This window comes from Microbacterium sp. MMO-20, assembly GCF_037147735.1.
GTDB lineage: Bacteria > Actinomycetota > Actinomycetes > Actinomycetales > Microbacteriaceae > Microbacterium.
In genome coordinates this window covers 69959-90593 of the sequence record NZ_JBBCUU010000008.1, presented here as the reverse complement: position 1 = coordinate 90593, position 20635 = coordinate 69959, and the positions used below count along the sequence as shown (strand labels likewise).

Sequence of the window (20635 nt, the reverse complement as noted above, 5' to 3'; positions counted from 1 at the left end):
TGCGTAGACGCGTAGAATCGTGACATCCCGCCGGCTCAGCCGGCCCCGCCGGCCCGATTCCACGGGTCGGACCGACGTCACCGGGAGAGTGCCATGACCGACACCGCCATCACGAACGCGACCACCGCCGAGAAGGCGCACGGCGTCGGCCTGACCGATGCCGCTGCGGCGAAGGTGAAGAGCCTGCTCGATCAGGAGGGTCGTGACGACCTGCGCCTGCGCGTCGCCGTGCAGCCCGGCGGCTGCTCGGGTCTCATCTACCAGCTCTACTTCGACGAGCGGTTCCTCGACGGCGACCAGGCCGTCGATTTCGACGGCGTCGAGGTGATCGTCGACGACATGTCCGTGCCGTACCTCGACGGCGCCACGATCGACTTCAAGGACACCATCTCGGAGCAGGGCTTCACGATCGACAACCCCAACGCGGCCGGCAGCTGCGCCTGCGGCGACAGCTTCCACTGATCCGAGATCTTCAGGCGCCGGTAGGGCAGGAAAAACCCCTCCGATAGTGGCTGACATCCTGGGCGGATGGCCTGAATCGGTTGGGAGGTTGCCCTAGACTGAACGGTGTTCGACCTTCATGACCCCGAAAGGTGCACCGTGCGAGTCACACGCCGCCTCCGCTGGGCCGCCATCCCGCTCGGAATCGCTACCGCGATCACGCTGGCCGGTTGCACGACCAGCCAGCTGAACGGCTTCCTGCCGGGCTTCACCGACGACGGCACCCAGGCCACCAACCACACCGAGATGATCTCGGGACTGTGGGTGAACTCCTGGATCGTGCTGCTCGTCGTCGGCATCATCACGTGGGCGCTGATGGGATGGGCGGCCATCGCCTACCGTCGCCGCAAGGGTCAGAGCGGGCTGCCGGTGCAGCTGCGCTACAACATGCCGATCGAGATCTTCTACACGGTCGTGCCGCTCATCCTCGTGATCGGGTTCTTCGCTTTCACGGCGCGCGACCAGGCGATCATCGAGACGCAGTACGACGAGCCGGATGCCTGCATCACGGCGATCGGCAAGCAGTGGGCCTGGGACTTCCAGTACGCCGAGCAGGAGTGCGACGACCCCGAGGTCGCCGTGTGGAGCATGGGCGTACAGGCGCAGACCGACGCGCAGGGCAACATCACGAGTGAACTGCCGACCCTGTACCTGCCGGTCGACAAGAAGGTGAAGATCAAGCTCACCTCGCGCGACGTCATTCACTCCTTCTGGATCATCGACTTCCTGTACAAGAAGGACATGTACATCGGGAAGGACAACTACATGTCCTTCATTCCGACCCGGGTCGGCGAGTACGACGGCAAATGCGCCGAGCTCTGCGGCCAGTACCACTCGATGATGCTGTTCAAGGTGAAGGTCGTCGAGCAGGCCGACTACGAAAAGTACCTCGACTCGCTGCGCGAGGCCGGTCAGACCGGCGACATCAACGAGGCGTACAACCGCTTGCAGAACCTGCCGGGTACGGGCGCAACCCCTGAAGCTGAGGGAGACCACTGATGGCGACGACGCTTCCGCTCGAGGGCCAGGCCCCGCAGCGACCCACGACTCTCCCCCCGCGCCAGGCGGCTCTCATGAGCTCGACTCGCGTCGAGCAGAAGGGCAACATCCTCGTCCGGTGGATCACCTCCACCGACCACAAGACGATCGGGTACATGTACCTCATCGCGTCCGTGCTGTTCTTCCTCCTCGGCGGTGTGATGGCCCTCATCATCCGCGCTGAGCTGTTCGAGCCGGGCATGCAGATCATCCCGACGAAGGACCAGTACAACCAGCTGTTCACGATGCACGGCACGATCATGCTGCTGATGTTCGCGACACCGCTGTTCGCCGGGTTCGCGAACGCGATTCTGCCGCTCCAGATCGGCGCGCCGGATGTCGCCTTCCCGCGACTGAACGCGTTCGCGCTCTGGCTGTTCATCTTCGGCTCGCTCATCGCGGTCGCCGGCTTCCTCACGCCGCAGGGTGCCGCGGCGTTCGGATGGTTCGCCTACCAGCCGCTCGCCGGCGCCTCGTTCTCGCCCGGTGCGGGCGGCAACCTCTGGATGCTCGGCCTCGGTATGAGCGGTTTCGGCACGATCCTCGGTGCCGTCAACTTCATCACGACGATCATCACGATGCGCGCCCCGGGCATGACCATGTGGCGCATGCCGATCTTCTCGTGGAACACGCTCGTCACGAGCATCCTGATCCTGATGGCCTTCCCGGTGCTCGCCGCGGCGATCCTCGCCGCCGCCGCCGACCGCGTGCTCGGTGCGCACATCTACGACCCGGCCAACGGCGGTGTGCTCCTGTGGCAGCACCTGTTCTGGTTCTTCGGCCACCCCGAGGTCTACATCATCGCGCTGCCGTTCTTCGGCATCGTCTCGGAGATCTTCCCGGTCTTCAGCCGTAAGCCGATCTTCGGCTACAAGACGCTCGTCTACGCGACGATCGCGATCGCGGCGCTGTCGGTGTCGGTGTGGGCGCACCACATGTACGTCACCGGCTCCGTGCTGCTGCCGTTCTTCTCGCTCATGACGATGCTCATCGCGGTGCCGACGGGTGTGAAGATCTTCAACTGGATCGGCACGATGTGGCGTGGATCGATCACGTTCGAGACCCCGATGGTGTTCAGCCTCGGCTTCCTCGTCTCGTTCGTCTTCGGTGGCCTCACCGGCGTCATCCTCGCCTCGCCGCCGCTCGACTTCGCCCTGTCCGACTCGTACTTCGTCGTCGCGCACTTCCACTACGTCGTTTTCGGCACGGTCGTGTTCGCGATGTTCGCCGGCTTCTACTTCTGGTGGCCGAAGTGGACGGGTCGGATGCTCAACGAGCGTCTCGGCATGGTGCACTTCTGGATGCTGTTCATCGGCTTCCACGTGACGTTCCTCATCCAGCACTGGCTGGGCGTGGAGGGCATGGTGCGCCGCTACGCGGACTACTCGGCGGCCGACGGCTTCACCTGGCAGAACCAGGTGTCCACGATCGGTGCGATGCTGCTCGGCGCCTCGATGATCCCGTTCTTCCTGAACGTCTGGATCACGGCGCGCAAGGCCCCGAAGGTCACCGTCAACGACCCGTGGGGCTACGGCGGATCGCTCGAGTGGGCGACCAGCTGCCCGCCGCCGCGCCACAACTTCACCTCGATCCCGCGCATCCGCAGCGAGCGTCCTGCGTTCGACCTGAACCACCCCGAGGCCGCCGTGCCGGTGGGCGTCGGTCCCGCGAAGGACGCGCCCGATGCGCCCGTGGTCGATGCGGCCGATGGAGAGGTGAAGTAAGTGAAGACCAACGTCAATCTCTGGTGGATCCTCACGGGCTTCTTCCTGCTGGTGACGGCCGTTTACACGGGCTGGAACATCATCGAGCACTCCAGCAAGCCGTGGTACAACGCCATCGAGTGGGTCGGCACGATCGCCCTGCTCTTCTCGGCCGCGATGTCCGTCATGATCGGCTTCTACGTCAACCGCGTGCACCGCGCGCAGGGCGGCGAACTGCCCGAGGACACGTTGACGGCGGACATCGACGACGGTGACCCCGAGATCGGCGAGTTCAGCCCGTGGTCGTGGTGGCCGCTCGTGCTCGCTTTCTCCGCGGCGCTGTTCATCCTGGGTCTTGCGGTGGGCACGTTCCTCCTTCCGATCGGTGCCGGCGTGTTCGTCGTCGCGATCGTCGGATGGGTGTACGAGTACTACCGCGGGTACTTCGCGCGCTGAGCCGGGAGACCAACACGGCTGTGTCAGTGTCGCTGCGCGCCGGTCTCGCCAGCGAGACCGGCGCGTTTCGTGACGTGAACCAGGATGCCGCCTTCGCGGCCGTCTGGGGAGTCGGAGTCGCCGACGGTGTCGGCGGTGGTCCGGCCGGAGATCTCGCTTCTGCTGCCTTGGTGCATCGCCTCGTGGCGGGCGGCACGCGCGTCCCCGACGCGCACGCGCTCGGAGCGCGCGTGCGCGGTGCCAACTGGGATCTGGGCGCTCACGTCCGACGGGACCCTTCCCTCGCCGGCATGGCGACGACGCTGACGACGCTGTGGCTGTCGTTCGACGGCGAGCTTCTCCTCGCGCACACCGGCGACTCGCGCGCATACCTGCTCAGAGAGGGACGCTTGACCCGGCAGACGCGCGACGACTCCTATGTTCAGGTTCTCGTAGAGCGAGGAGTCGTGCGCCCCGAAGATGCCATGATGCATCCGCAGCGCAACATCATCACGGCATCGCTCCGGGGCGGTGAGCGCGACCTCGTTCACGTCGCCGCTTCGACGCCGGTGGTGGGGGATCGCTGGATGATCTGCAGTGACGGTGTCAGCGACTACCTGCCCGACGATGCCATCGCCGACGTGGTTGCCGGGAACGCTGAGCCGCAGGTGGTAGCAGAGCACCTCGTGGCGCTCGCTCTACAGGCCGGTTCGCGAGACAACGTCACCGCCGTCATCGCTGATGTCGTCGACGCGGCGGCGGTAACCGTGCCCGGTGCGGTGATGTTCGCAGGGGCGGCGGCCGCGCGCTTCATGGAGGATGTCACGCTCGCCGGGTGACAGCGCGATGGGGAACGGCTCAGCGCACGTACATCACGAGCGGGTCGAAGCGGCGGGGGAGCGGACCGGATGCCGCCTCCACCGGCAGCCCTTCCCGCGCCCAGTACTCGAAGCCCCCGATCATCTCGCGGACGGCGAAGCCCGCCCGAGCGAATTCGAGGGCTCCTTTCGCCCCGGCATTGCAGCCCGGGCTCCAGCAGTACACCACGATGGGCACCGTGGGATCCAGCTCTTTCGGAGCACGGATGGCGATGTCGCGGTAGGGCATGTGGATCGCGCCCTGGGCGTGGCCCTGGTTCCAGGCATCCTCGCTGCGGACGTCGACGAGGACGAATCGCTCACCGGCCTGCTGTGCGGCGTAGACGTCGGAGGGGTCCGTTTCGTGGTCGAGTTTCACTAAGAAGTAGGCGATGGTCGCCTCGGCGCTGGTCATGCCTTGACGCTACGCGCACGACGAAGCGGCGGGAGTCGACCTGTCGGTCAACTCCCGCCGCTTTTCGGACAGGCTTCGCGTCAGTGCGCCTTGCCGTCCTCGATCTCCGCCTGCTCCGCGTGCTCGTCGTGTGCGAGCTCGTGGTGGGCGTGCGCCTCGGCCGCCTCGATCTCCGTCTGCGTGACGGGCACGAGCCGGTCCTCGAAGAACCAGCGCGACAGCGATGCGCGGAAGTTCTCGTGCCAGGGGATGCGTCCCTGGTCGTTCGGGCGCACCACGAGGGGAGCGTTCGTTTCGAAGTCGACCAGCTTGACGCGCTCGTAGGCGTCGACAGGCTGGTGCACCTCGATGAACTCACCGCCGGGCAGACGCACGATGCGACCGGACTCGTAGCCGTGCAGCGCGATCTCGCGGTCCTTCTTCTGGAGCGCGAGTGCGATGCGCTTCGCGATGAAGTACCCGGCGATCGGCCCCAGGATCAGGAGCGCCTGCAGCGTGTGGATGACGCCTTCCATCGTGAGGTGGAAGTGCGTGGCGATGATGTCCGACGACGCCGCGGCCCACAGCACCGCGTAGAAGATCACGCCGGCGACGCCGATCGCCGTCCGCGTCGGCGCGTGGCGCGGACGCTGTGCGATGTGGTGCTCTCGCTTGTCGCCCGTGATCCACGCCTCGATGAAGGGGTAGATCAGCACGAGCACGATGAAGATGCCGATGACGCCGAGCGGAATCAGGATGTTGAACGACCAGGTGCGGTCCCACAGCACGAACTCGAGGTGCGGCGGCACGAGACGCAGGGCGCCGTCGGCGAAGCCGATGTACCAGTCGGGCTGCGTACCCGCCGAGACGGGGGAGGGGTCGTACGGTCCGTAGTTCCAGATCGGGTTGATCGTGAAGAGCGAGGCGATCAGAACGATCACACCGAACGTGATGAAGAAGAAGCCACCCATCTTCGACATGTACACCGGCATCATCGGGAACCCGACGACGTTGCTGTTCGTGCGGCCCGGGCCGGCGAACTGGGTGTGCTTGTTGACGATCATCAGCATGAGGTGCAGTACGAGGAGCGCGACGAGGATCGCCGGCAGCAGCAGGATGTGCAGAGTGTAGAGGCGCCCGACGATCTGAGTCCCGGGGAACTCGCCGCCGAAGAGCAGGAACGAGGTCCACGTTCCGATGAGCGGAATGCCCTTGATCATGCCGTCGATGATGCGGAGGCCGTTGCCTGAGAGCAGGTCGTCGGGGAGCGAGTAGCCCGTGAAGCCCTCCGCCATCGCGAGGATGAACAGCACGAAGCCGATCACCCAGTTGAGCTCACGCGGCTTGCGGAACGCTCCGGTGAAGAACACGCGCAGCATGTGCACGCCGATGCCCGCGACGAACACGAGCGCTGCCCAGTGGTGGATCTGCCGGACGAGCAGGCCTCCGCGGATGTCGAACGAGATCCTTAGCGTCGAGTCGAGGGCTGCCGACATCTCCACACCGCGCAGCGGCAGGTAGGCGCCGGCGTAGTGGGTCTCCACCATGGATGCCTGGAAGAAGAACGTCAGGAACGTGCCCGACAGCAGGACGGCGACGAAGCTCCATAGGGCAATCTCGCCGAGCATGAAGGACCAGTGGTCGGGGAAGATCTTGCGCCCGAGCTCCTTGACCATGCCGGACAGGCTGGTGCGCTCATCGATGTAGTTCGCCGCACCCGCGACGAAGCGGCCGCCGAGCGGCTTCTCGTCGCGCCTGTCGGTGGACGAGGGGGTCTCAGTGACGGTCGCGGTGCTCAATGACGCTCCCAGAAGCTCGGGCCGACGGGTTCGGTGAAGTCGCTCTGCGCGACGAGGTAGCCCTCGTCATCGACCGTGATGGGCAGCTGCGGCAGCGGCCGTGCGGCCGGGCCGAAGATGACCGCCGCGGAGCGGGAGACATCGAACTGGGACTGGTGGCAGGGGCACAGCAGGTGGTGCGTCTGCTGCTCGTAGAGGGCCACGGGGCATCCGACGTGCGTGCACACCTTGGAGTACGCGACGATGCCGTTGTACGACCACTCGAGCTTGTTGTACTCGGCGGGCAGCTGCTCGGGGAGCAGGCGCATGAGGAGGACGATGGCCTTGGCCTTCTCCTCGAGGTAGCCGTCGTGGTGGCTGAGGCTCGCGAGCTCCTCCGGAATCACGTGGACAGCGGAGCCGAGCGTGAGGTCCGCGGCGCGGATCGGTTCGCCGCTCGGGTCGTGCGCCAGACGCATACCCTTCTTCCACATCGTGTGGCTGAGGAGCGCCACCGGGTCGCCGGCGATGGGATTCGCGGCGCTCGATTCCGGCGCGAGGCCGCGGAAGAGCGTGATGCCGGGGAGGATCGAGGCGACGAGCGCCGCGATCAGCGACCCGCGGATGGCGGTGCGGCGACCGAAGCCCGACTCCTCGTTGGCGTCGCGGAACGCCTGCACGGCGGCCTCGCGAGTCGCGTCGCGACCACGCGTCGCGTGCCGGGGTTCGATGAACTCCTTGTCGCTCATCACCGCCTTGGACCAGTGGATGGCGCCGATGCCGATCGCGAGCAGCGCGAGCGCGATGCCGAGGCCGATGAAGAGGTTGTTGTGGCGGATGTCGATGATCCGGCCGCTCTCGATCGGGAAGAGCATGTAGGCGGCGATCGCCCAGATGCTGCCCGCGAGCGAGAGGTAGAACAGCGTGTAGACCGTGCGGACGGCGCGCTTCATGGCGGCCGGGTCCTTGTCCGTTACGCGCTCACGGTGCGGCGGGAGGCCGGGGTTCTGCACGGGATCGGGAACGGCGACGGCGAGCCCCGGGGAGGGCTTCCACGAAGCCCTCTCGTGCTCGAGCGCGTCTTCCTCGTGTGCCATGGTGGGTCCGTTTCCTACGTCAATTCCGTTGTCGTGCACGTGCTCGGGATCAGTTCGACTTCGCCGTGATCCACACGGTCAGCCCGATGAGGCTGCCGATGCCGAAGATCCAGATGAACAGGCCCTCGGAGACGGGGCCGAGCGAGCCGAGGTTCAGGCCGCCGGCGGACTCGTTCTCCTGGATGAACAGCAGCGACGAGATGATGTCGCGCTTCTCTTCCGTGGTGAGGGTCATGTTGTTGAACACAGGCATGTTCTGCGGGCCCGTGACCATCGCGGCATACATGTGCAGAGCGCTCGTCGACGTCAGTGCGGGGGCGTACTTGCCCTCGGTGAGTGCACCGCCCGCCGCGGCGACGTTGTGACACATCGCACAGTTGATGCGGAAGAGCTCAGCGCCGTTGGCGACGTCGCCCTGGCCGTCGAGCGTCTTCGCGTCGGGGAACTCCGGGCCGGGAGAGGTCGACTGCACCCACGACGAGATCGCGAGGATCTGGTCCTCGGTGAACTGCACGGGCTTCTGCGGCGCCTGCGGTCCCTGCATCTGCAGCGGCATCCGACCGGTCGACATCTGGAACTCGACAGCGAGCTCACCGACACCGTACAGCGAGGGCCCATCCGCGGTGCCCTCGAGGTTCAGGCCGTGGCACGTGGCGCAGTTGGCCTGGAAGAGCTTCTTGCCGTCTTCGACGGTGAGCGTGGTGGATGCCGAGGTGGGCTCGGTCGCGGCCATCGCGGCCGAGGCGCCGGCGTAGACGCCGCCGGTGGCGAGGAGGCCGATGCCGATGAGCGCGGCCGCTGCCCACTTGCTGCGGCGGCCGGACTTCTGGCGCGGGGACTTCGAAGACATGGGTTGCGTCTGCTCCGCTCTTACTTGACGACGTAGATGACGAAGAACAGGACGATCCAGACGACATCGACGAAGTGCCAGTAGTACGACACGACGATGGCCGAGGTCATCTCCTTGCGTCCGAAGTTCTTGACCGCGAAGGCGCGGCCGATGACGAGGAGGAATGCGATCAGACCGCCCGTGACGTGCAGAGCGTGGAAGCCCGTCGTCAGGTAGAAGGCCGATGCGTACGAGTTGGCGCTGATCGGGAGGCCCTCAGCGACGAGGGTGGCGTACTCCCACACCTGTCCGGACACGAACACGGCGCCCATGAGGAAGGAGAGGAAGAACCACTCCACCATTCCCCACTGGCGGAACTGCCAGAACGACCCCTTGCGGTAGGGCTGGAATCGCTCTGCCGCGAAGACGCCGGCCTGTGCCGTGAACGAGGAGAGCACCAGGATCACGGTGTTGACGGCCGCGAACGGCACGTTGAGGACCTGGGTCTCCTCCGCCCACAGGTCGGGGGAGGCGTTGCGCAGCGTGAAGTAGATCGCGAACAGACCCGCGAAGAACATGACTTCGCTGCCGAGCCACACGATGGTGCCGACGGCCACCGGATCCGGTCGCTTCACGGATCGCAAGGCCTGGGAATAGGTGGCAGGAGTCGTCGTCACACACCCCATTATGGCGGATTCAGCGCTCGGTTTTCGCATCCCTGAAGGTGCGTTCGCCCACCGCCCGACTTTCGGGGGCATCGGAACCCGCTTCGAAGCGGCCCCGAGTGTGCTGACAGTCTGCCGATAGGATCGACACCCATGGCGGAGCTCTACTCGTGGCCCGAGATCCTCACGGCCCTCCTCGATCGTCGCGACCTCAGCGTGTCCGAATCGACATGGGCGATGCGACAAGTCATGGCGGGGCGGGCCACCCCGTCGCAACTCGGCGGATTCCTTCTCGCTCTGCGCGCCAAGGGGGAGACGGTCGACGAGATCGTCGGGTTCCGCGACGCGATCCTCGAAGCGGCGCTGCCGCTCCCGGTACCCGCGGACGTGCTCGACATCGTCGGCACCGGGGGTGACCGGTTCGGCACGGTCAACGTGTCGACGATGTCGGCGATCGTCGCCGCGGCGACCGGCATCCCGGTCGTCAAGCACGGCAACCGTGCGGCGAGTTCGTCGTCGGGCTCGTCCGATGTGCTGGGGGCTCTCGGGATCGACCTGACGCTGTCGCCGGAACGCGTCTCCGAAATCCTCGCCGAAGCGGGCATCACCTTCGCCTTCGCCTCGGCCTTCCACCCAGGTTTCCGCCACGCGGGGCCGACGCGGTCAGAGCTCGGCGTGCCGACGGTGTTCAACTTCCTGGGTCCGCTGTGCAACCCCGCCCGCGCCGAGGCCAACGCGGTCGGTGTCGCGAGTCTCGACCGCGTCCCGCTCATCACGGGTGTCTTCCAGACGCGCGGTGCGACCGCTCTGGTCTTCCGCGGCGACGACGGCCTCGACGAGCTGACGACGACGGGCCACAGCCGCGTGTGGGAGGTCAGCCGAGGCGACGTGCACGAGCACGATCTGGACCCCCGTGACCTCGGCATACCGCTCGCGGACATCGACGACCTGCTCGGAGGCGACGCGGTCCACAACGCCGAGGTCGTCCGCCGCGTGCTCGCGGGCGACACCGGCCCGGTGCGCGACATCGTCCTGCTGAACGCCGCGGCGGGGATCGTCGCGTACGAACTGTTCCGGGATGCCTCGCAGGTGCAGCGCCCCATCGTCGAGCGGATGTCGGACGCTCGGGACCGAGCCGCCGCAGCGATCGACGACGGCGCGGCCGCGAGCGTTTTGGATCGGTGGGTCGAGGCGACCACCCGCACTGTGGCCTGACCGCACCGCGGCGGCAGGGTTTTCTCCGGCGTCGGCCCTGGTGAGGGTGCTGAACCGAGCGCTACGGTGAGGAAAGGATCCCGGCACCTCCAGGAAGGAACGCCCCTCATGTCCGAAGCAGTCGTCACCTCCGACACCGTCGAACCCCCGCAGAAGAAGGTCGGTTTCGTCAAGGCCGCCGGCGTCCTCGGCATCCTGGGCGGCATCGCGCTGATCGTCGTGGGCCTCGTCGTCTGGATCATGGTGTCCAGTCAGCTGCGCGCCGAGAACATCACGGTTCCCGACGACGCGATGGCGTTCCAGGGCCAGACCGTGGCCGGCCCGTTCACCGCGTACGTGCAGGCCGACATCATCCAGCACCACGCCCTGAAGATCTCCGGCGGCAAGACGTATGCCGAGCTCGCGCAGGACGACCCGGTGCGCGTCACCATGATGAACGCCTCCTTCCTGCGGACGTCGCTGTTCACGTCGGTCGTGTCGTTCGGCGTCGCCGCGTTCGCGATCGGCATCGGCATCCTCTCGATCCTGTTCGGCGCTGCGCTGGCCAGGCTCGCGTCGGTACCGGTCGTCGTCAGACGGTCGACCGTCACCAGCTCCTGACCGCCGAACGGGCCCGCGTGCGAGCGCGGGCCCGTTTCCGTCTCCGACGACACAGCCCATGAATCCCTCCGACGCGCTCATCGAGATCGCCACGCTGCTCGAGCGCGAGCGCGCGTCACGGTATCGCTCCAAGGCTTTCCGCACCGCCGCCGCGGCGATCGCCGGGCTGAGCGCGGACGAGCTTGCGGATGCCGCGGGGCTCCGACGACGCGCCGGGATCGGGGACTCCTCGTTCGCCGTCATCCAGGAGGCGCTGGCGGGCGATGTGCCGCGCTATCTCGCCGAGCTGCGTGCTCGGTACGCGCCTGCCCCGTCGGCGCTCCGCGGCCTCCTCCGCGGAGACCTGCACTGCCACTCGAACTGGTCGGACGGGACGACCTCCATCGCGGACATGGTCGGGGCGGCCCGCGCGCTCGGGCACGAGTACCTCGCCCTGACCGACCATTCACCGCGGCTGCGCGTTGCGAACGGACTCTCGCCTGAGCGACTGCGGGAGCAGCTCATCGAGGTCGCCGGGTTCGCGGGCGACGGCTTCACGCTGTTGAGCGGTATCGAGGTGGACGTGCTCGAGGGCGGAGATCTCGATCAGGAGGACGCGCTGCTGGCGGATCTCGACGTCGTCGTCGCCTCGGCGCATTCGAAGCTCCGGATGGACCCCGCACCGATGACACGCCGACTCGTCGCTGCGGCATCCCACCCGCGCGTCGACGTGCTCGGTCATGTCACGGGTCGGCTGATCGCGGGGGATCGCGGGACGCGGCCGCCGTCGCAGTTCGACGCGCGGGCGGTCTTCGACGCCTGCGCTCAGCACGGCGTCGCGGTCGAGATCAATGCGCGACCCGAGCGCGAGGACCCACCCGACGACCTCATCGCGCTGGCGCTGGACATCGGATGCCTCTTCTCGATCGACTCCGATGCGCACGCGCCCGGTCAGCTCGGTCTGCTCGATGAGGGCGCCGCGCGCGCGGAGCGGGTGGGAGTGCCTCCCGAGCGGATCGTCACGACGTGGCCGCTCGACCGGCTGCGCGCGTGGACGCACCGTGATCGCTGACGTCTCGGGTGTTGGCGGTGGCGTCGGTGCTCTCGGTGGTCTCGGTGGTCCCGGCGTCAGGCGCGCGAGGAAATTGCCGTCACGGCGCGATCGAGTGAGGCGCCGAGTCCCCAGCGCTCCGCGACCGCGCTGACCGCGGTCGCTTCGGGTGCGCGCAGCCGTGCGGAAACGGCTGGGAGGTCGAGGGTGCGCACGACCTCGACCACCGTCGGCGCGACGTCGAGGTAGTCGGAGGCGGCGAGGATCTTGGCCCGGACGCCGGCGGTCATGCCCGTGCCAGAGGCCGCGGCAGCCCGGACGCCGGCGAGATCGCCGTGCTCCTTCAGGAGGCTCGCGGCGATCTTCTCCCCGATGCCGGCAACCCCGGGCAAGCCGTCGGACGCGTCACCCCGGAGGGCGGCGAAGTCCGCATACTGGGCGGGCAGAACGGCGTACTTCGAGACGACCGCTGCTTCGTCGAGGACCTCGAGGTTGCTCATGCCCTTGCCGGTATAGATGACGCGCACGCCCCGCTCGTCATCGACCAGCTGGAAGAGGTCGCGATCACCCGTGACGACATCGACGGGAGCGGATGCTTGCGCCGCAAAGCTTGCGATGACGTCGTCGGCCTCGTGAGCGGCGACGCCGACAATGGGGATGCCGATCGCTTCGAGCTCGGCACGAATCACGGGGATCTGCGTCTCGAGCGGGTCGGGCACCTCTTCGACGTCGGGCGCTCCGGCGACGACCTCGACCACGCGGTGGGCCTTGTAGCTCGGGATGAGGTCGACGCGCCACTGCGGTCGCCAGTCATCGTCCCAGCACGCGACGACGTGCGTCGGCTCGTACGTCGTGACGAGCTTCGCGATCATGTCGAGGAGGCCGCGCGCGGCGTTGACGGAGCGCCCGTCGGGGGCTTTGACGGTGTCGGGCACGCCGTAGAAGGCGCGGAAGTAGAGGCTCGCGGTGTCGAGCAGCATGAGGCGATCGGTCACGCGCCGGAGTCTACGTCGTCGGTCCGACTCAGCAGCCCGGACCGCCTGGATTCTCGACGCACGTCTTGTCGACGAGAGCCGTCCGTGCTTCGAGGACCTGGATGTCGACCGGAGCCGTCGGGATGTCGAGGAGTCCATCGATCGGCAGCCATCCCGGGCCGAGGTTGTACTCGGCGGCGTAGTGGACCCGCGCCTGCGCGGTGTAGGTGCCGCGCAAAGCATACGCGTGGCTCGTGTCGGTCGCCGAGAACTGCGGGAGGCCCAGCGCCGCCCACGTCGCGCCGCCCGACGTCGCGGTGCGCTGCGTTCCGTCGCCGTGGACGTAGACCACCGCGACCGGCGTGAACCGAACGGCGATCGGTACGGAGAACAGCGTGCCGGACTGCTCATGCACCACGGGGGCCGTGACGAAATTGACAGGCATCCCGACGATACCCACGCCGTCCGGCTCGTCGACGATCGCCACGGATGCCGGGGCGAAACGCGCGACGTCGGCGAGTGTCGGGCGAATCGTCGGGTCCTCCGGCGCTGTCGGCGTGACCGCGCAGGAGGTCGGATCGGTGGGGCGGCAATCGTCCACGGGCGGGGGAGCGGGCACCGCGGGCCCGGATTCCTCGTCAGCGTCGCCCCCGGTGGACCCTGCGTCGCCCGGACGTGACTCTCCTGGCTGTGTTGCCGAGATCTCGACCGTCGATCCGTCGTTGGAGATAAGGCACTGGCCGGTTGCGATGGCCAGAGCAGAGCAGCTATCGGATGTCGCGGACACCACTGGTCCAAGTGTCAGAGCAGCGATCATCACCCCGGCTGGGACTAGCATTCCAATCCGCCGTCACGCGCCGTGGCGTTGGAGATCGCCATTCCGGTGGATGTGGCCGCTGGAACGAACTCGACACTCAATGCGACAACGGGTGTGCGCGCCGGTTCGCTTTGCGGTGTTTCCGACGAATCGACAGCGCTCGTCGCCGAAACGTCCAAGCATGCCTCCGCGAGGACGTTCGAGCTTGCTCTATCCCAGCTGGTGGGAAGAATGCTCGCAATGCGGAAGTCTCCTTCAAGGCGCGTCCCGTTGGCATGGTAGTTCGAGAAGTCTTTCCTGTCGGCTGCATTCGCGGCCCCGCGCGTCAGTGCAAACACCGCCTCGAAAGTCGCAGGATCTGAGTAGTCGACGGCATTCAACGCATCCACGTAGGCGCGATACGTGGCCTCGGCGGCTGCGAAGGCCTCCTCCTGCGAGGCGAATCCGGTCGGGCTCGGGGTCGGTGCGGGATCGGGGGCGCACGCGGTCGTGAGCGCCAGCGCCAGCGCGAGGGTGGCAGCGGCGGCGAAGCGTCGTTCCCGGATCATGCCCCCACGCTAGCCAGTCCGACGGGCGCGATCACCGGTTATCCACAGCGGGATAGTCTCGAGCCCATGTCGTTCGGAGCCGCCGCAGACGCCGCCCAGGCTGGTCGACCCCGCCGTGCCGCCGACTCTGCGTGTCCGTGCGGCGGCGGTGTCTTCGGCGCATGCTGTGGGCCGATCATTGCGGGATCGCCCGCGCCTACCGCCGAGCGACTCATGCGTTCACGCTTCACCGCGTTCGCGATCGGGGACGCCCGGTATCTGGGCGACACGTGGCATCCGCGGACGGCCCCGGCCTCCATCCACCTCGACGATGCGCTGGAATGGCGCCGACTGGAGATCATCGGCACGAGCGGGGGCGGGCCCGGCGACGATCGGGGAACGGTGGAGTTTCGTGCGCACTGGCGAATGCGGGCGACGGGGGAGGTCGGCGCGCTCCATGAGTTCAGCCGATTCCGGCGTGTACGCGGACGCTGGTTCTACCTCGACGGGGAGGTCGAGGAGGATGCCGCGCCGCGCTGAGACGCCGCGCTGAGACGCCGCGGGACGACGAAGTGCGGGCGTAGCGTGAGCACATGTCGCCCACGCGCCCCGCCCCCGCCGCTGCCGAGGCGCGACCGGAGTCCCTCCTCACAGTGCTGATCGCGCTCGGCGCCAACCTGCTCATCGCCGTCGCGAAGACGTTCGCCGCCGCCCTCACCGGCGCCGCATCGATGGTGGCCGAGGCGGCGCACTCCTGGGCCGACACGGGCAACGAGGTGTTCCTCTACATCGCCGCGCGCCGCAGCACGAAGCAGGCCGACCCTCGGCATCCCTACGGTTACGGACGCGATGCCTACGTCTGGTCGCTCTTCGCCGCCTTCGGGCTCTTCACCATCGGCGCGGGAGTGTCGATCATGCACGGCATCCAGCAGCTCATCGACCCGGAGCCCGCTGACCGCTTCCTCATCTCGTACATCGTGCTCGCGATCGCCTTCGTGCTCGAGGGCTCGTCGTTCCTGCAGGCGACCCGGCAGTCCACGCGCGAGGCGTCCGCGTCGCATCGGGATCTGCTCGACCACGTCATGAGCACCTCCGACCCGACGCTGCGCGCGGTCTTCTTCGAGGATGCCGCGGCGCTCATCGGACTCGTGATCGCCTTCGCCGGAATCCTGGCGCACCAGCTCACGGGATCCGCGACGCCGGATGCCGTGGGTTCGATCCTCGTCGGAGTGCTGCTCGCGGTCGTGGCGATTCTCCTGATCCGGCAGAACCGGCGCTTTCTCGTCGGCGCCGTGGTGGACCCCGACCTGCGTGCAGCGGCTCTGCAGCGCCTGCTCGCCCACCCGGCGATCGCGCAGATCACCTACCTTCACATCGAGTACGTCGGTCCCGGTCGCGTCTTCCTCGTCGCCGCGGTGGATCTGGCGGGCGACCCCGCGGAGCACGAAGTCGCCGCCAGGCTCAACTCGATCGAGGACGAACTCGCCGCGACGCCGCGTGTCGCTTGGGCCGTGCTCACCCTGTCGCGTCCCGGCGCGCCCGCTCTGGACCCCGACCACCCCGCAGATCCGCTCCGCGGCTGAGGTCCGTCGTCTGATAGCATGAAATGTCACGCGTGTGGCCCTTTGGCATGCGCGCTGATTCGAAAGACCACCCTTCGCCGTCAGCCCGGCATCCGTTCGCCCTCCGGCGTGCGGCGGGAGAGCGGCCCGACACCCAACCATCCAAGGACAACCCACTACATGACTACCGCAACGACCGCCCCGGCCACCAAGCAGGTCGCCATCAACGACATCGGATCTGCTGAAGACTTCCTGGCCGCGGTCGAGAAGACCCTCAAGTTCTTCAACGACGGAGACCTCATCGAAGGCACCGTCGTGAAGATCGACCGCGACGAGGTCCTCCTCGACGTGGGTTACAAGACCGAGGGTGTCATCCCCTCGCGCGAGCTCTCCATCAAGCACGACGTCGACCCCAACGAGGTCGTCAAGGTCGGCGACGAGGTCGAAGCCCTCGTTCTCCAGAAGGAGGACAAGGAAGGCCGCCTCATCCTCTCCAAGAAGCGCGCGCAGTACGAGCGCGCCTGGGGCGATGTGGAGAAGATCAAGGAGAACGACGGCGTCGTCACGGGGTCCGTCATCGAGGTCGTCAAGGGTGGCCTCATCGTGGACATCGGCCTTCGCGGCTTCCTGCCCGCGTCGCTCATCGAGCTGCGCCGCGTCCGCGACCTCACGCCGTACCTCGGCCAGGAGATCGAGGCCAAGATCCTCGAACTCGACAAGAACCGCAACAACGTCGTGCTCTCGCGCCGCGCCCTGCTCGAGCAGACGCAGTCCGAGTCGCGCACCACGTTCCTCAACAACCTGCACAAGGGCCAGGTCCGCAAGGGCGTCGTCTCGTCGATCGTCAACTTCGGTGCGTTCGTCGACCTCGGCGGCGTGGACGGCCTCGTGCACGTCTCGGAGCTGTCCTGGAAGCACATCGAGCACGCCTCCGAGGTCGTGGAGGTGGGCCAGGAGGTCACCGTCGAGATCCTCGAGGTCGACCTCGACCGCGAGCGCGTCTCGCTGTCGCTGAAGGCGACGCAGGAGGACCCGTGGCAGGTCTTCGCCCGCACCCACGCGATCGGCCAGGTCGCTCCGGGCAAGGTCACCAAGCTCGTTCCCTTCGGTGCGTTCGTGCGCGTCGCGGACGGCATCGAGGGCCTCGTGCACATCTCGGAGCTCTCCGGCAAGCACGTCGAGCTCGCCGAGCAGGTCGTTTCGGTCGGCGAAGAGGTCTTCGTCAAGATCATCGACATCGACCTCGAGCGTCGCCGCATCTCGCTGTCCCTCAAGCAGGCCAACGAGTCGGTCGACCCCAACGGCACCGAGTTCGACCCGGCGCTGTACGGCATGACGACCGAGTACGACGAGAACGGCGAGTACAAGTACCCCGAAGGCTTCGACCCCGAGTCCGGTGCTTGGCTCGAGGGCTTCGACGCTCAGCGCGAGAAGTGGGAGCAGGAGTACGCCGCGGCTCAGGCGCGCTGGGAGGCGCACAAGGTCGCCGTCGCGAAGGCTCTCGAGGCCGAGGCTGCGGCCCCGGTCGAGACCGGTGCGTCGAGCTTCTCCTCCGACTCGTCCAGCGGCGGCACGCTCGCCGATGACGAGGCGCTCGCGGCTCTCCGCGAGAAGCTCTCGGGTCGCTGATCCGCTTCATTCCGCTCGCGTAGCGCACCACGCATCGCGATCGCACGGCACGATCGCACAGGGGCCGGCATCTTCGGATGTCGGCCCCTGTCGCGTCGGTCCACACGGCGTGCTCGGCGCGCGGTACCGTGAGCGGTGAGGAACGCATGAAACGACAGACCCCCCCTGCCGTGGCCGCCCGATCGACGTCGCGCGCGTCATTTCGGTTCGAGCTGCGCGACCGTGTCGCGGCCGGCAACCAGCTGCTGCTGTGCGGTATCGTCGCTGTGCTTTTCATCGGCGGGCTCGCATTCGGGTCGCTGACGCAACCCGGACTGTTCGCGATCGGTGCGCTGGTGATCGCGATCGGCGCGATCGCCACGCTATCGGTGCCCTGGACGCAGGTGCCCGCCGGGTGGGTCGCAGTCGTCCCCATCCTCGACATCGCCGCCATCACGGTGCTGCGGGTGGCTGAGCCGACGAGCGGCGTGGGGCTTCTGTGGGCGTTCCCCGCAATGTGGCTCGCCTCATTGGGGCGGTGGGGGCTCGTGACGGGCTGCGCCTTGATCACGGCGCTCTACTGGTTCGTCGTGGCCCTCACGCCGTCCACATCCTTCAGTTTCAGCACCCTCCTCCTTCCCCTCGTGATCGTCGCCATCAGCAGCGCGGGCTATTCCTCGGCGCAGCGCTTCACCGCGCAGCGCGAGCTCCTCGATGCCCAGGCCGCACGACTCGCGTTCGCGCGCGCCGCGGCGGTGCGGCAGGAGCAGCTCGTCTCCGAGGTGCTCGACACCGTGGACTTCGGTGTCGTGCGGCTGTCGGTCGGGGGCGACATCGTCTACGAGAACGACGCCGTCGGACGGTTCAGCAGCGCGATCCCGGGATTGCATGCGGCGTCGGCGCGCACCGACCTTCTCTCGGAAGACGGCGTGACTTCTCTCAACCCGTCGGATCATCCACTCGCGCGCGTACGGCGGGGCGAGACGATCGAGGATGAGGTCGTCTGGTCGCGGGATGCCGAGGGTCGGCTCAGCGCCCTGAGCTTCGCCTCGCGCCGCCTGATCGACCATCGCGGCGAGGATTCCGGTGCGGTCATCGTCGCGCGCGACGTGACGGCGGAACGTGAGGCACTACGTGCGCGCGACGATCTCGTCGCGTCGGTGTCGCACGAGCTGAGGACTCCGCTCACGTCCGTGCTCGGCTACCTCGAGCTGGCTCTGGACGAGGACCTTCCCGACCGCGCACGTCGCCACGTCGACACCGCGCTCAGCAGCGGGGAGCGGCTGCTCGCCATCGTCGCCGACATCCTCTCCGCGTCGCGCTCCTCCCGGCACTCCGTCGAGTCCTCGGTGCATCCGCGCGAGATCGACGTCGCAGAAGTGGTGCGCGCGTCGGCGCTCGCGCTGAAACCGCTCGCGGCAGACCGGGTGATCAAGGTCACCGTCGTGGCTGACGAGCGGGTCACAGCGTTCGCAGATGCCAGTCGCATCCGTCAGGTCGTCGACAACCTTCTCGGCAACGCCATCAAGTTCAACCGCGACGGCGGCGCGGTCGAACTCGCCGTTCGCGCCGATCGTGACACGAGCGTCATCGAGGTGCGCGACACCGGAGTCGGCATCGCCGAAGCCGACCGTCAACGCGTCTTCGAGCGATTCTTCCGCGCCTCGGAGGACGTGGCCGGCAATGGACTCGGGCTCGCCATCAGCGCCGAGATCGTGAAGGCCCACGGCGGCCGCCTCTCGGTCGAGTCCACCCCGGGGTTCGGTTCCACGTTCACCGTGGAGCTGCCGACGCGAGGGCGCGAGGAGAGCGGCGCATGACAATCGATCTCTTCACGCTCACTGTGACGACCGCCGTCGTGGCAACCGTCGCGAGCATGACATACATCATCGAGACGATCCTCCGCCGTGACACGGGCCCCGGCCGGCTCTGGGCGGTGGCGTTCCTGTGCGGCGTCCTCACGACGTTCGCCTACATGGCGTGGTCCGCGGGCATCGGAAACATGATCCCCGTCGCGATCGGCAATGCGCTCTTCGTCCTCGTGCCGGGCTTCATGTGGCTGGGCAGCCGCCGCTTCAACGATCGGCCCGGCGCCGTCGCCGCGGCGGTCGTCGCCGTGCTCGCCCTCGTGACACTCGTCGCGGCTCTGATCGAAACTCCGGTGCGGGGTAGCTGGGGAGGGTGGCCCGTCATGGCTGTCAGCCTGGTGCTCCTCTTCACGGCGGGCGCGATCGAGATCCTGCGCGCCCCGCTGCGGCGCCTGCGCACTTCGTGGGCGTTGACGGCCGTGCTCGTGTTCGTCGCGGTGTTCTACGCCGTGCGCGTCGTGCTCTTCGTGACGCTCGGACCCGACAGCCCGCTCTTCTCCACCTGGTTCGGATCGATCAGCGCGAACTTCGTGACGATGACACTCACCGTCGTCGCCGCGATCGTCACGTCGGTGCTCCGCTCGCACCGGACGGCGGAGAGTCGCTACGCCTGGCTCACGGAGGGCGGCGTCGCCGCGGACGGTGTCATGCGCGCCCGGACTTTCGCCGATGCGGCGGCCGATATCCTCGCGCGCGCGTCGTGGCGGGCGGACGGCGTCGCGATCATCGTCATCCACGTCGACGGCGTTGCAGAGATCCGTCGCGCCTTCGGCGCGGAGATCGCCGACGCCGTGGCCCACTCGTGCCGGCAGGCGGTTCGCCGATACGCGCCCGCGTCGGCGATCGTCGGGGAGGACGCGGACACCGAACTCGCTGTCTGCACGCCCGCACCGACGGCTGCCGACGCGCGCCGGCTCGGCGCGACGATCTATCGAGGCTGCATGGAGGAGCTCTCGGCGGCGGAGTCAGGGCTCTTCCCGGTCGTTGGTGTGGGTGTGGCCTTCACCGAGGACATCGGGTACGAGTTCGCGTCGCTCCAGCGCATCGCCCTGGCGGCCGCGCGTCTCGCGATCGAGACGCCCGGATCGTCGGTGCTGCTCGGTGCATCCGGCTCCGCGTCGTGACAGGCTGAACCGT

Annotated in this window: 21 protein-coding genes; 13 read left to right on the top strand and 8 right to left on the bottom strand. The window is 67.6% G+C overall.

The window, feature by feature from the left end; translation table 11 throughout:
• The first annotated feature begins 93 nt into the window (after positions 1 to 93).
• The 5 genes from erpA (at position 94) to WFI52_RS11225 (ending at position 4516) form a co-directional block, all read left to right on the top strand.
• A complete protein-coding gene (gene erpA / locus WFI52_RS11245; RefSeq protein ID WP_215486322.1) occupies positions 94 to 462 on the top strand; it encodes an iron-sulfur cluster insertion protein ErpA in 369 nt (122 codons plus the stop codon).
• 138 nt (positions 463 to 600) lie between these two features.
• Entirely contained in the window at positions 601 to 1500 is a 900-nt protein-coding gene (gene ctaC / locus WFI52_RS11240) for an aa3-type cytochrome oxidase subunit II (protein ID WP_336626978.1), read from the top strand.
• Entirely contained in the window at positions 1500 to 3263 is a 1764-nt protein-coding gene (gene ctaD / locus WFI52_RS11235) for an aa3-type cytochrome oxidase subunit I (RefSeq protein ID WP_336626977.1), read from the top strand. The genes ctaC and ctaD overlap by 1 nt, the downstream gene beginning before the upstream one ends.
• Positions 3264 to 3698: a cytochrome c oxidase subunit 4 gene (locus WFI52_RS11230; RefSeq protein ID WP_336626976.1), complete on the top strand. Its 435-nt coding sequence runs from the start codon at positions 3264 to 3266 to the stop codon at positions 3696 to 3698.
• A 26-nt stretch (positions 3699 to 3724) separates the two neighbouring features.
• On the top strand, positions 3725 to 4516 hold the full coding sequence (locus WFI52_RS11225; protein ID WP_336626975.1) for a PP2C family protein-serine/threonine phosphatase: 792 nt from the start codon (positions 3725 to 3727) through the stop codon (positions 4514 to 4516).
• Positions 4517 to 4535: 19 nt separating this feature from the next.
• On the opposite strand, the gene WFI52_RS11220 is transcribed toward WFI52_RS11225, so the two are convergent.
• The 5 genes from WFI52_RS11220 to ctaE form a co-directional block, all read right to left on the bottom strand.
• Positions 4536 to 4949, bottom strand: coding sequence for a rhodanese-like domain-containing protein (locus tag WFI52_RS11220; RefSeq protein ID WP_336626974.1), 414 nt, complete (start codon positions 4947 to 4949; stop codon positions 4536 to 4538).
• A gap of 80 nt (positions 4950 to 5029) precedes the next feature.
• Positions 5030 to 6727, bottom strand: a complete 1698-nt coding sequence (gene qcrB, locus WFI52_RS11215) for a cytochrome bc1 complex cytochrome b subunit (protein ID WP_336626973.1) — start codon at positions 6725 to 6727, stop codon at positions 5030 to 5032.
• Entirely contained in the window at positions 6724 to 7803 is a 1080-nt protein-coding gene (qcrA, locus tag WFI52_RS11210; RefSeq protein WP_336626972.1) for a cytochrome bc1 complex Rieske iron-sulfur subunit, read from the bottom strand. The genes qcrB and qcrA overlap by 4 nt, the downstream gene beginning before the upstream one ends.
• A 49-nt stretch (positions 7804 to 7852) precedes the next feature.
• Complete coding sequence (gene qcrC / locus WFI52_RS11205; RefSeq protein WP_336626971.1) at positions 7853 to 8653, bottom strand: cytochrome bc1 complex diheme cytochrome c subunit; 801 nt, start codon at positions 8651 to 8653, stop codon at positions 7853 to 7855.
• A gap of 20 nt (positions 8654 to 8673) precedes the next feature.
• Positions 8674 to 9318 carry an aa3-type cytochrome oxidase subunit III gene (gene ctaE, locus WFI52_RS11200; protein ID WP_292861081.1) on the bottom strand — a complete coding sequence of 215 codons (645 nt, stop codon included), beginning with the start codon at positions 9316 to 9318 and terminating at the stop codon, positions 8674 to 8676.
• Between the two features lie 132 nt (positions 9319 to 9450).
• Between ctaE and trpD the strand changes: the two genes are divergently transcribed.
• The 3 genes from trpD to WFI52_RS11185 all read left to right on the top strand — a co-directional run bounded on the left by trpD (position 9451) and on the right by WFI52_RS11185 (position 12163).
• On the top strand, positions 9451 to 10512 hold the full coding sequence (trpD, locus tag WFI52_RS11195; RefSeq protein WP_336626970.1) for an anthranilate phosphoribosyltransferase: 1062 nt from the start codon (positions 9451 to 9453) through the stop codon (positions 10510 to 10512).
• 108 nt (positions 10513 to 10620) lie between these two features.
• Positions 10621 to 11112: an aromatic ring-opening dioxygenase LigA gene (locus tag WFI52_RS11190; protein WP_336626969.1), complete on the top strand. Its 492-nt coding sequence runs from the start codon at positions 10621 to 10623 to the stop codon at positions 11110 to 11112.
• Between the two features lie 58 nt (positions 11113 to 11170).
• Complete coding sequence (locus WFI52_RS11185; RefSeq protein ID WP_336626968.1) at positions 11171 to 12163, top strand: PHP domain-containing protein; 993 nt, start codon at positions 11171 to 11173, stop codon at positions 12161 to 12163.
• A 56-nt stretch (positions 12164 to 12219) separates the two neighbouring features.
• On the opposite strand, the gene WFI52_RS11180 is transcribed toward WFI52_RS11185, so the two are convergent.
• From WFI52_RS11180 to WFI52_RS11170, 3 genes are all read right to left on the bottom strand, one after another.
• Positions 12220 to 13137 (bottom strand): 5'-3' exonuclease, encoded by a 918-nt coding sequence (locus WFI52_RS11180; protein WP_336626967.1) that lies wholly within the window; start codon positions 13135 to 13137, stop codon positions 12220 to 12222.
• A 28-nt stretch (positions 13138 to 13165) separates the two neighbouring features.
• On the bottom strand, positions 13166 to 13717 hold the full coding sequence (locus WFI52_RS11175; protein ID WP_336637413.1) for a hypothetical protein: 552 nt from the start codon (positions 13715 to 13717) through the stop codon (positions 13166 to 13168).
• A 230-nt stretch (positions 13718 to 13947) separates the two neighbouring features.
• Positions 13948 to 14481 (bottom strand): hypothetical protein, encoded by a 534-nt coding sequence (locus WFI52_RS11170; protein WP_336626965.1) that lies wholly within the window; start codon positions 14479 to 14481, stop codon positions 13948 to 13950.
• 66 nt (positions 14482 to 14547) lie between these two features.
• Between WFI52_RS11170 and WFI52_RS11165 the strand changes: the two genes are divergently transcribed.
• The 5 genes from WFI52_RS11165 to WFI52_RS11145 all read left to right on the top strand — a co-directional run bounded on the left by WFI52_RS11165 (position 14548) and on the right by WFI52_RS11145 (position 20622).
• Complete coding sequence (locus WFI52_RS11165) at positions 14548 to 15000, top strand: YchJ family protein (RefSeq protein ID WP_336626964.1); 453 nt, start codon at positions 14548 to 14550, stop codon at positions 14998 to 15000.
• 53 nt (positions 15001 to 15053) lie between these two features.
• Positions 15054 to 16043 carry a cation diffusion facilitator family transporter gene (locus WFI52_RS11160; RefSeq protein ID WP_336626963.1) on the top strand — a complete coding sequence of 330 codons (990 nt, stop codon included), beginning with the start codon at positions 15054 to 15056 and terminating at the stop codon, positions 16041 to 16043.
• 159 nt (positions 16044 to 16202) lie between these two features.
• Complete coding sequence (gene rpsA, locus WFI52_RS11155) at positions 16203 to 17651, top strand: 30S ribosomal protein S1 (protein WP_336626962.1); 1449 nt, start codon at positions 16203 to 16205, stop codon at positions 17649 to 17651.
• A 146-nt stretch (positions 17652 to 17797) separates the two neighbouring features.
• On the top strand, positions 17798 to 19450 hold the full coding sequence (locus WFI52_RS11150) for a sensor histidine kinase (protein ID WP_336626961.1): 1653 nt from the start codon (positions 17798 to 17800) through the stop codon (positions 19448 to 19450).
• On the top strand, positions 19447 to 20622 hold the full coding sequence (locus WFI52_RS11145; RefSeq protein WP_336626960.1) for a diguanylate cyclase: 1176 nt from the start codon (positions 19447 to 19449) through the stop codon (positions 20620 to 20622). The genes WFI52_RS11150 and WFI52_RS11145 overlap by 4 nt, the downstream gene beginning before the upstream one ends.
• Positions 20623 to 20635 lie beyond the last annotated feature (13 nt).

Excerpts from the sequence above, each read along its gene's own strand:
- erpA (WP_215486322.1), top strand. The coding sequence starts at position 94 with ATGACCGACACCGCCATCACGAACGCGACCACCGCCGAGAAGGCGCAC.
- ctaD (WP_336626977.1), top strand. The coding sequence starts at position 1,500 with ATGGCGACGACGCTTCCGCTCGAGGGCCAGGCCCCGCAGCGACCCACG.
- WFI52_RS11220 (WP_336626974.1), bottom strand. The coding sequence starts at position 4,949 with ATGACCAGCGCCGAGGCGACCATCGCCTACTTCTTAGTGAAACTCGAC.
- qcrA (WP_336626972.1), bottom strand. The coding sequence starts at position 7,803 with ATGGCACACGAGGAAGACGCGCTCGAGCACGAGAGGGCTTCGTGGAAG.
- qcrC (WP_336626971.1), bottom strand. The coding sequence starts at position 8,653 with ATGTCTTCGAAGTCCCCGCGCCAGAAGTCCGGCCGCCGCAGCAAGTGG.
- ctaE (WP_292861081.1), bottom strand. The coding sequence starts at position 9,318 with ATGGGGTGTGTGACGACGACTCCTGCCACCTATTCCCAGGCCTTGCGA.
- trpD (WP_336626970.1), top strand. The coding sequence starts at position 9,451 with ATGGCGGAGCTCTACTCGTGGCCCGAGATCCTCACGGCCCTCCTCGAT.
- WFI52_RS11190 (WP_336626969.1), top strand. The coding sequence starts at position 10,621 with ATGTCCGAAGCAGTCGTCACCTCCGACACCGTCGAACCCCCGCAGAAG.
- WFI52_RS11185 (WP_336626968.1), top strand. The coding sequence starts at position 11,171 with ATGAATCCCTCCGACGCGCTCATCGAGATCGCCACGCTGCTCGAGCGC.
- WFI52_RS11170 (WP_336626965.1), bottom strand. The coding sequence starts at position 14,481 with ATGATCCGGGAACGACGCTTCGCCGCCGCTGCCACCCTCGCGCTGGCG.
- WFI52_RS11165 (WP_336626964.1), top strand. The coding sequence starts at position 14,548 with ATGTCGTTCGGAGCCGCCGCAGACGCCGCCCAGGCTGGTCGACCCCGC.
- WFI52_RS11160 (WP_336626963.1), top strand. The coding sequence starts at position 15,054 with ATGTCGCCCACGCGCCCCGCCCCCGCCGCTGCCGAGGCGCGACCGGAG.
- rpsA (WP_336626962.1), top strand. The coding sequence starts at position 16,203 with ATGACTACCGCAACGACCGCCCCGGCCACCAAGCAGGTCGCCATCAAC.
- WFI52_RS11150 (WP_336626961.1), top strand. The coding sequence starts at position 17,798 with ATGAAACGACAGACCCCCCCTGCCGTGGCCGCCCGATCGACGTCGCGC.
- WFI52_RS11145 (WP_336626960.1), top strand. The coding sequence starts at position 19,447 with ATGACAATCGATCTCTTCACGCTCACTGTGACGACCGCCGTCGTGGCA.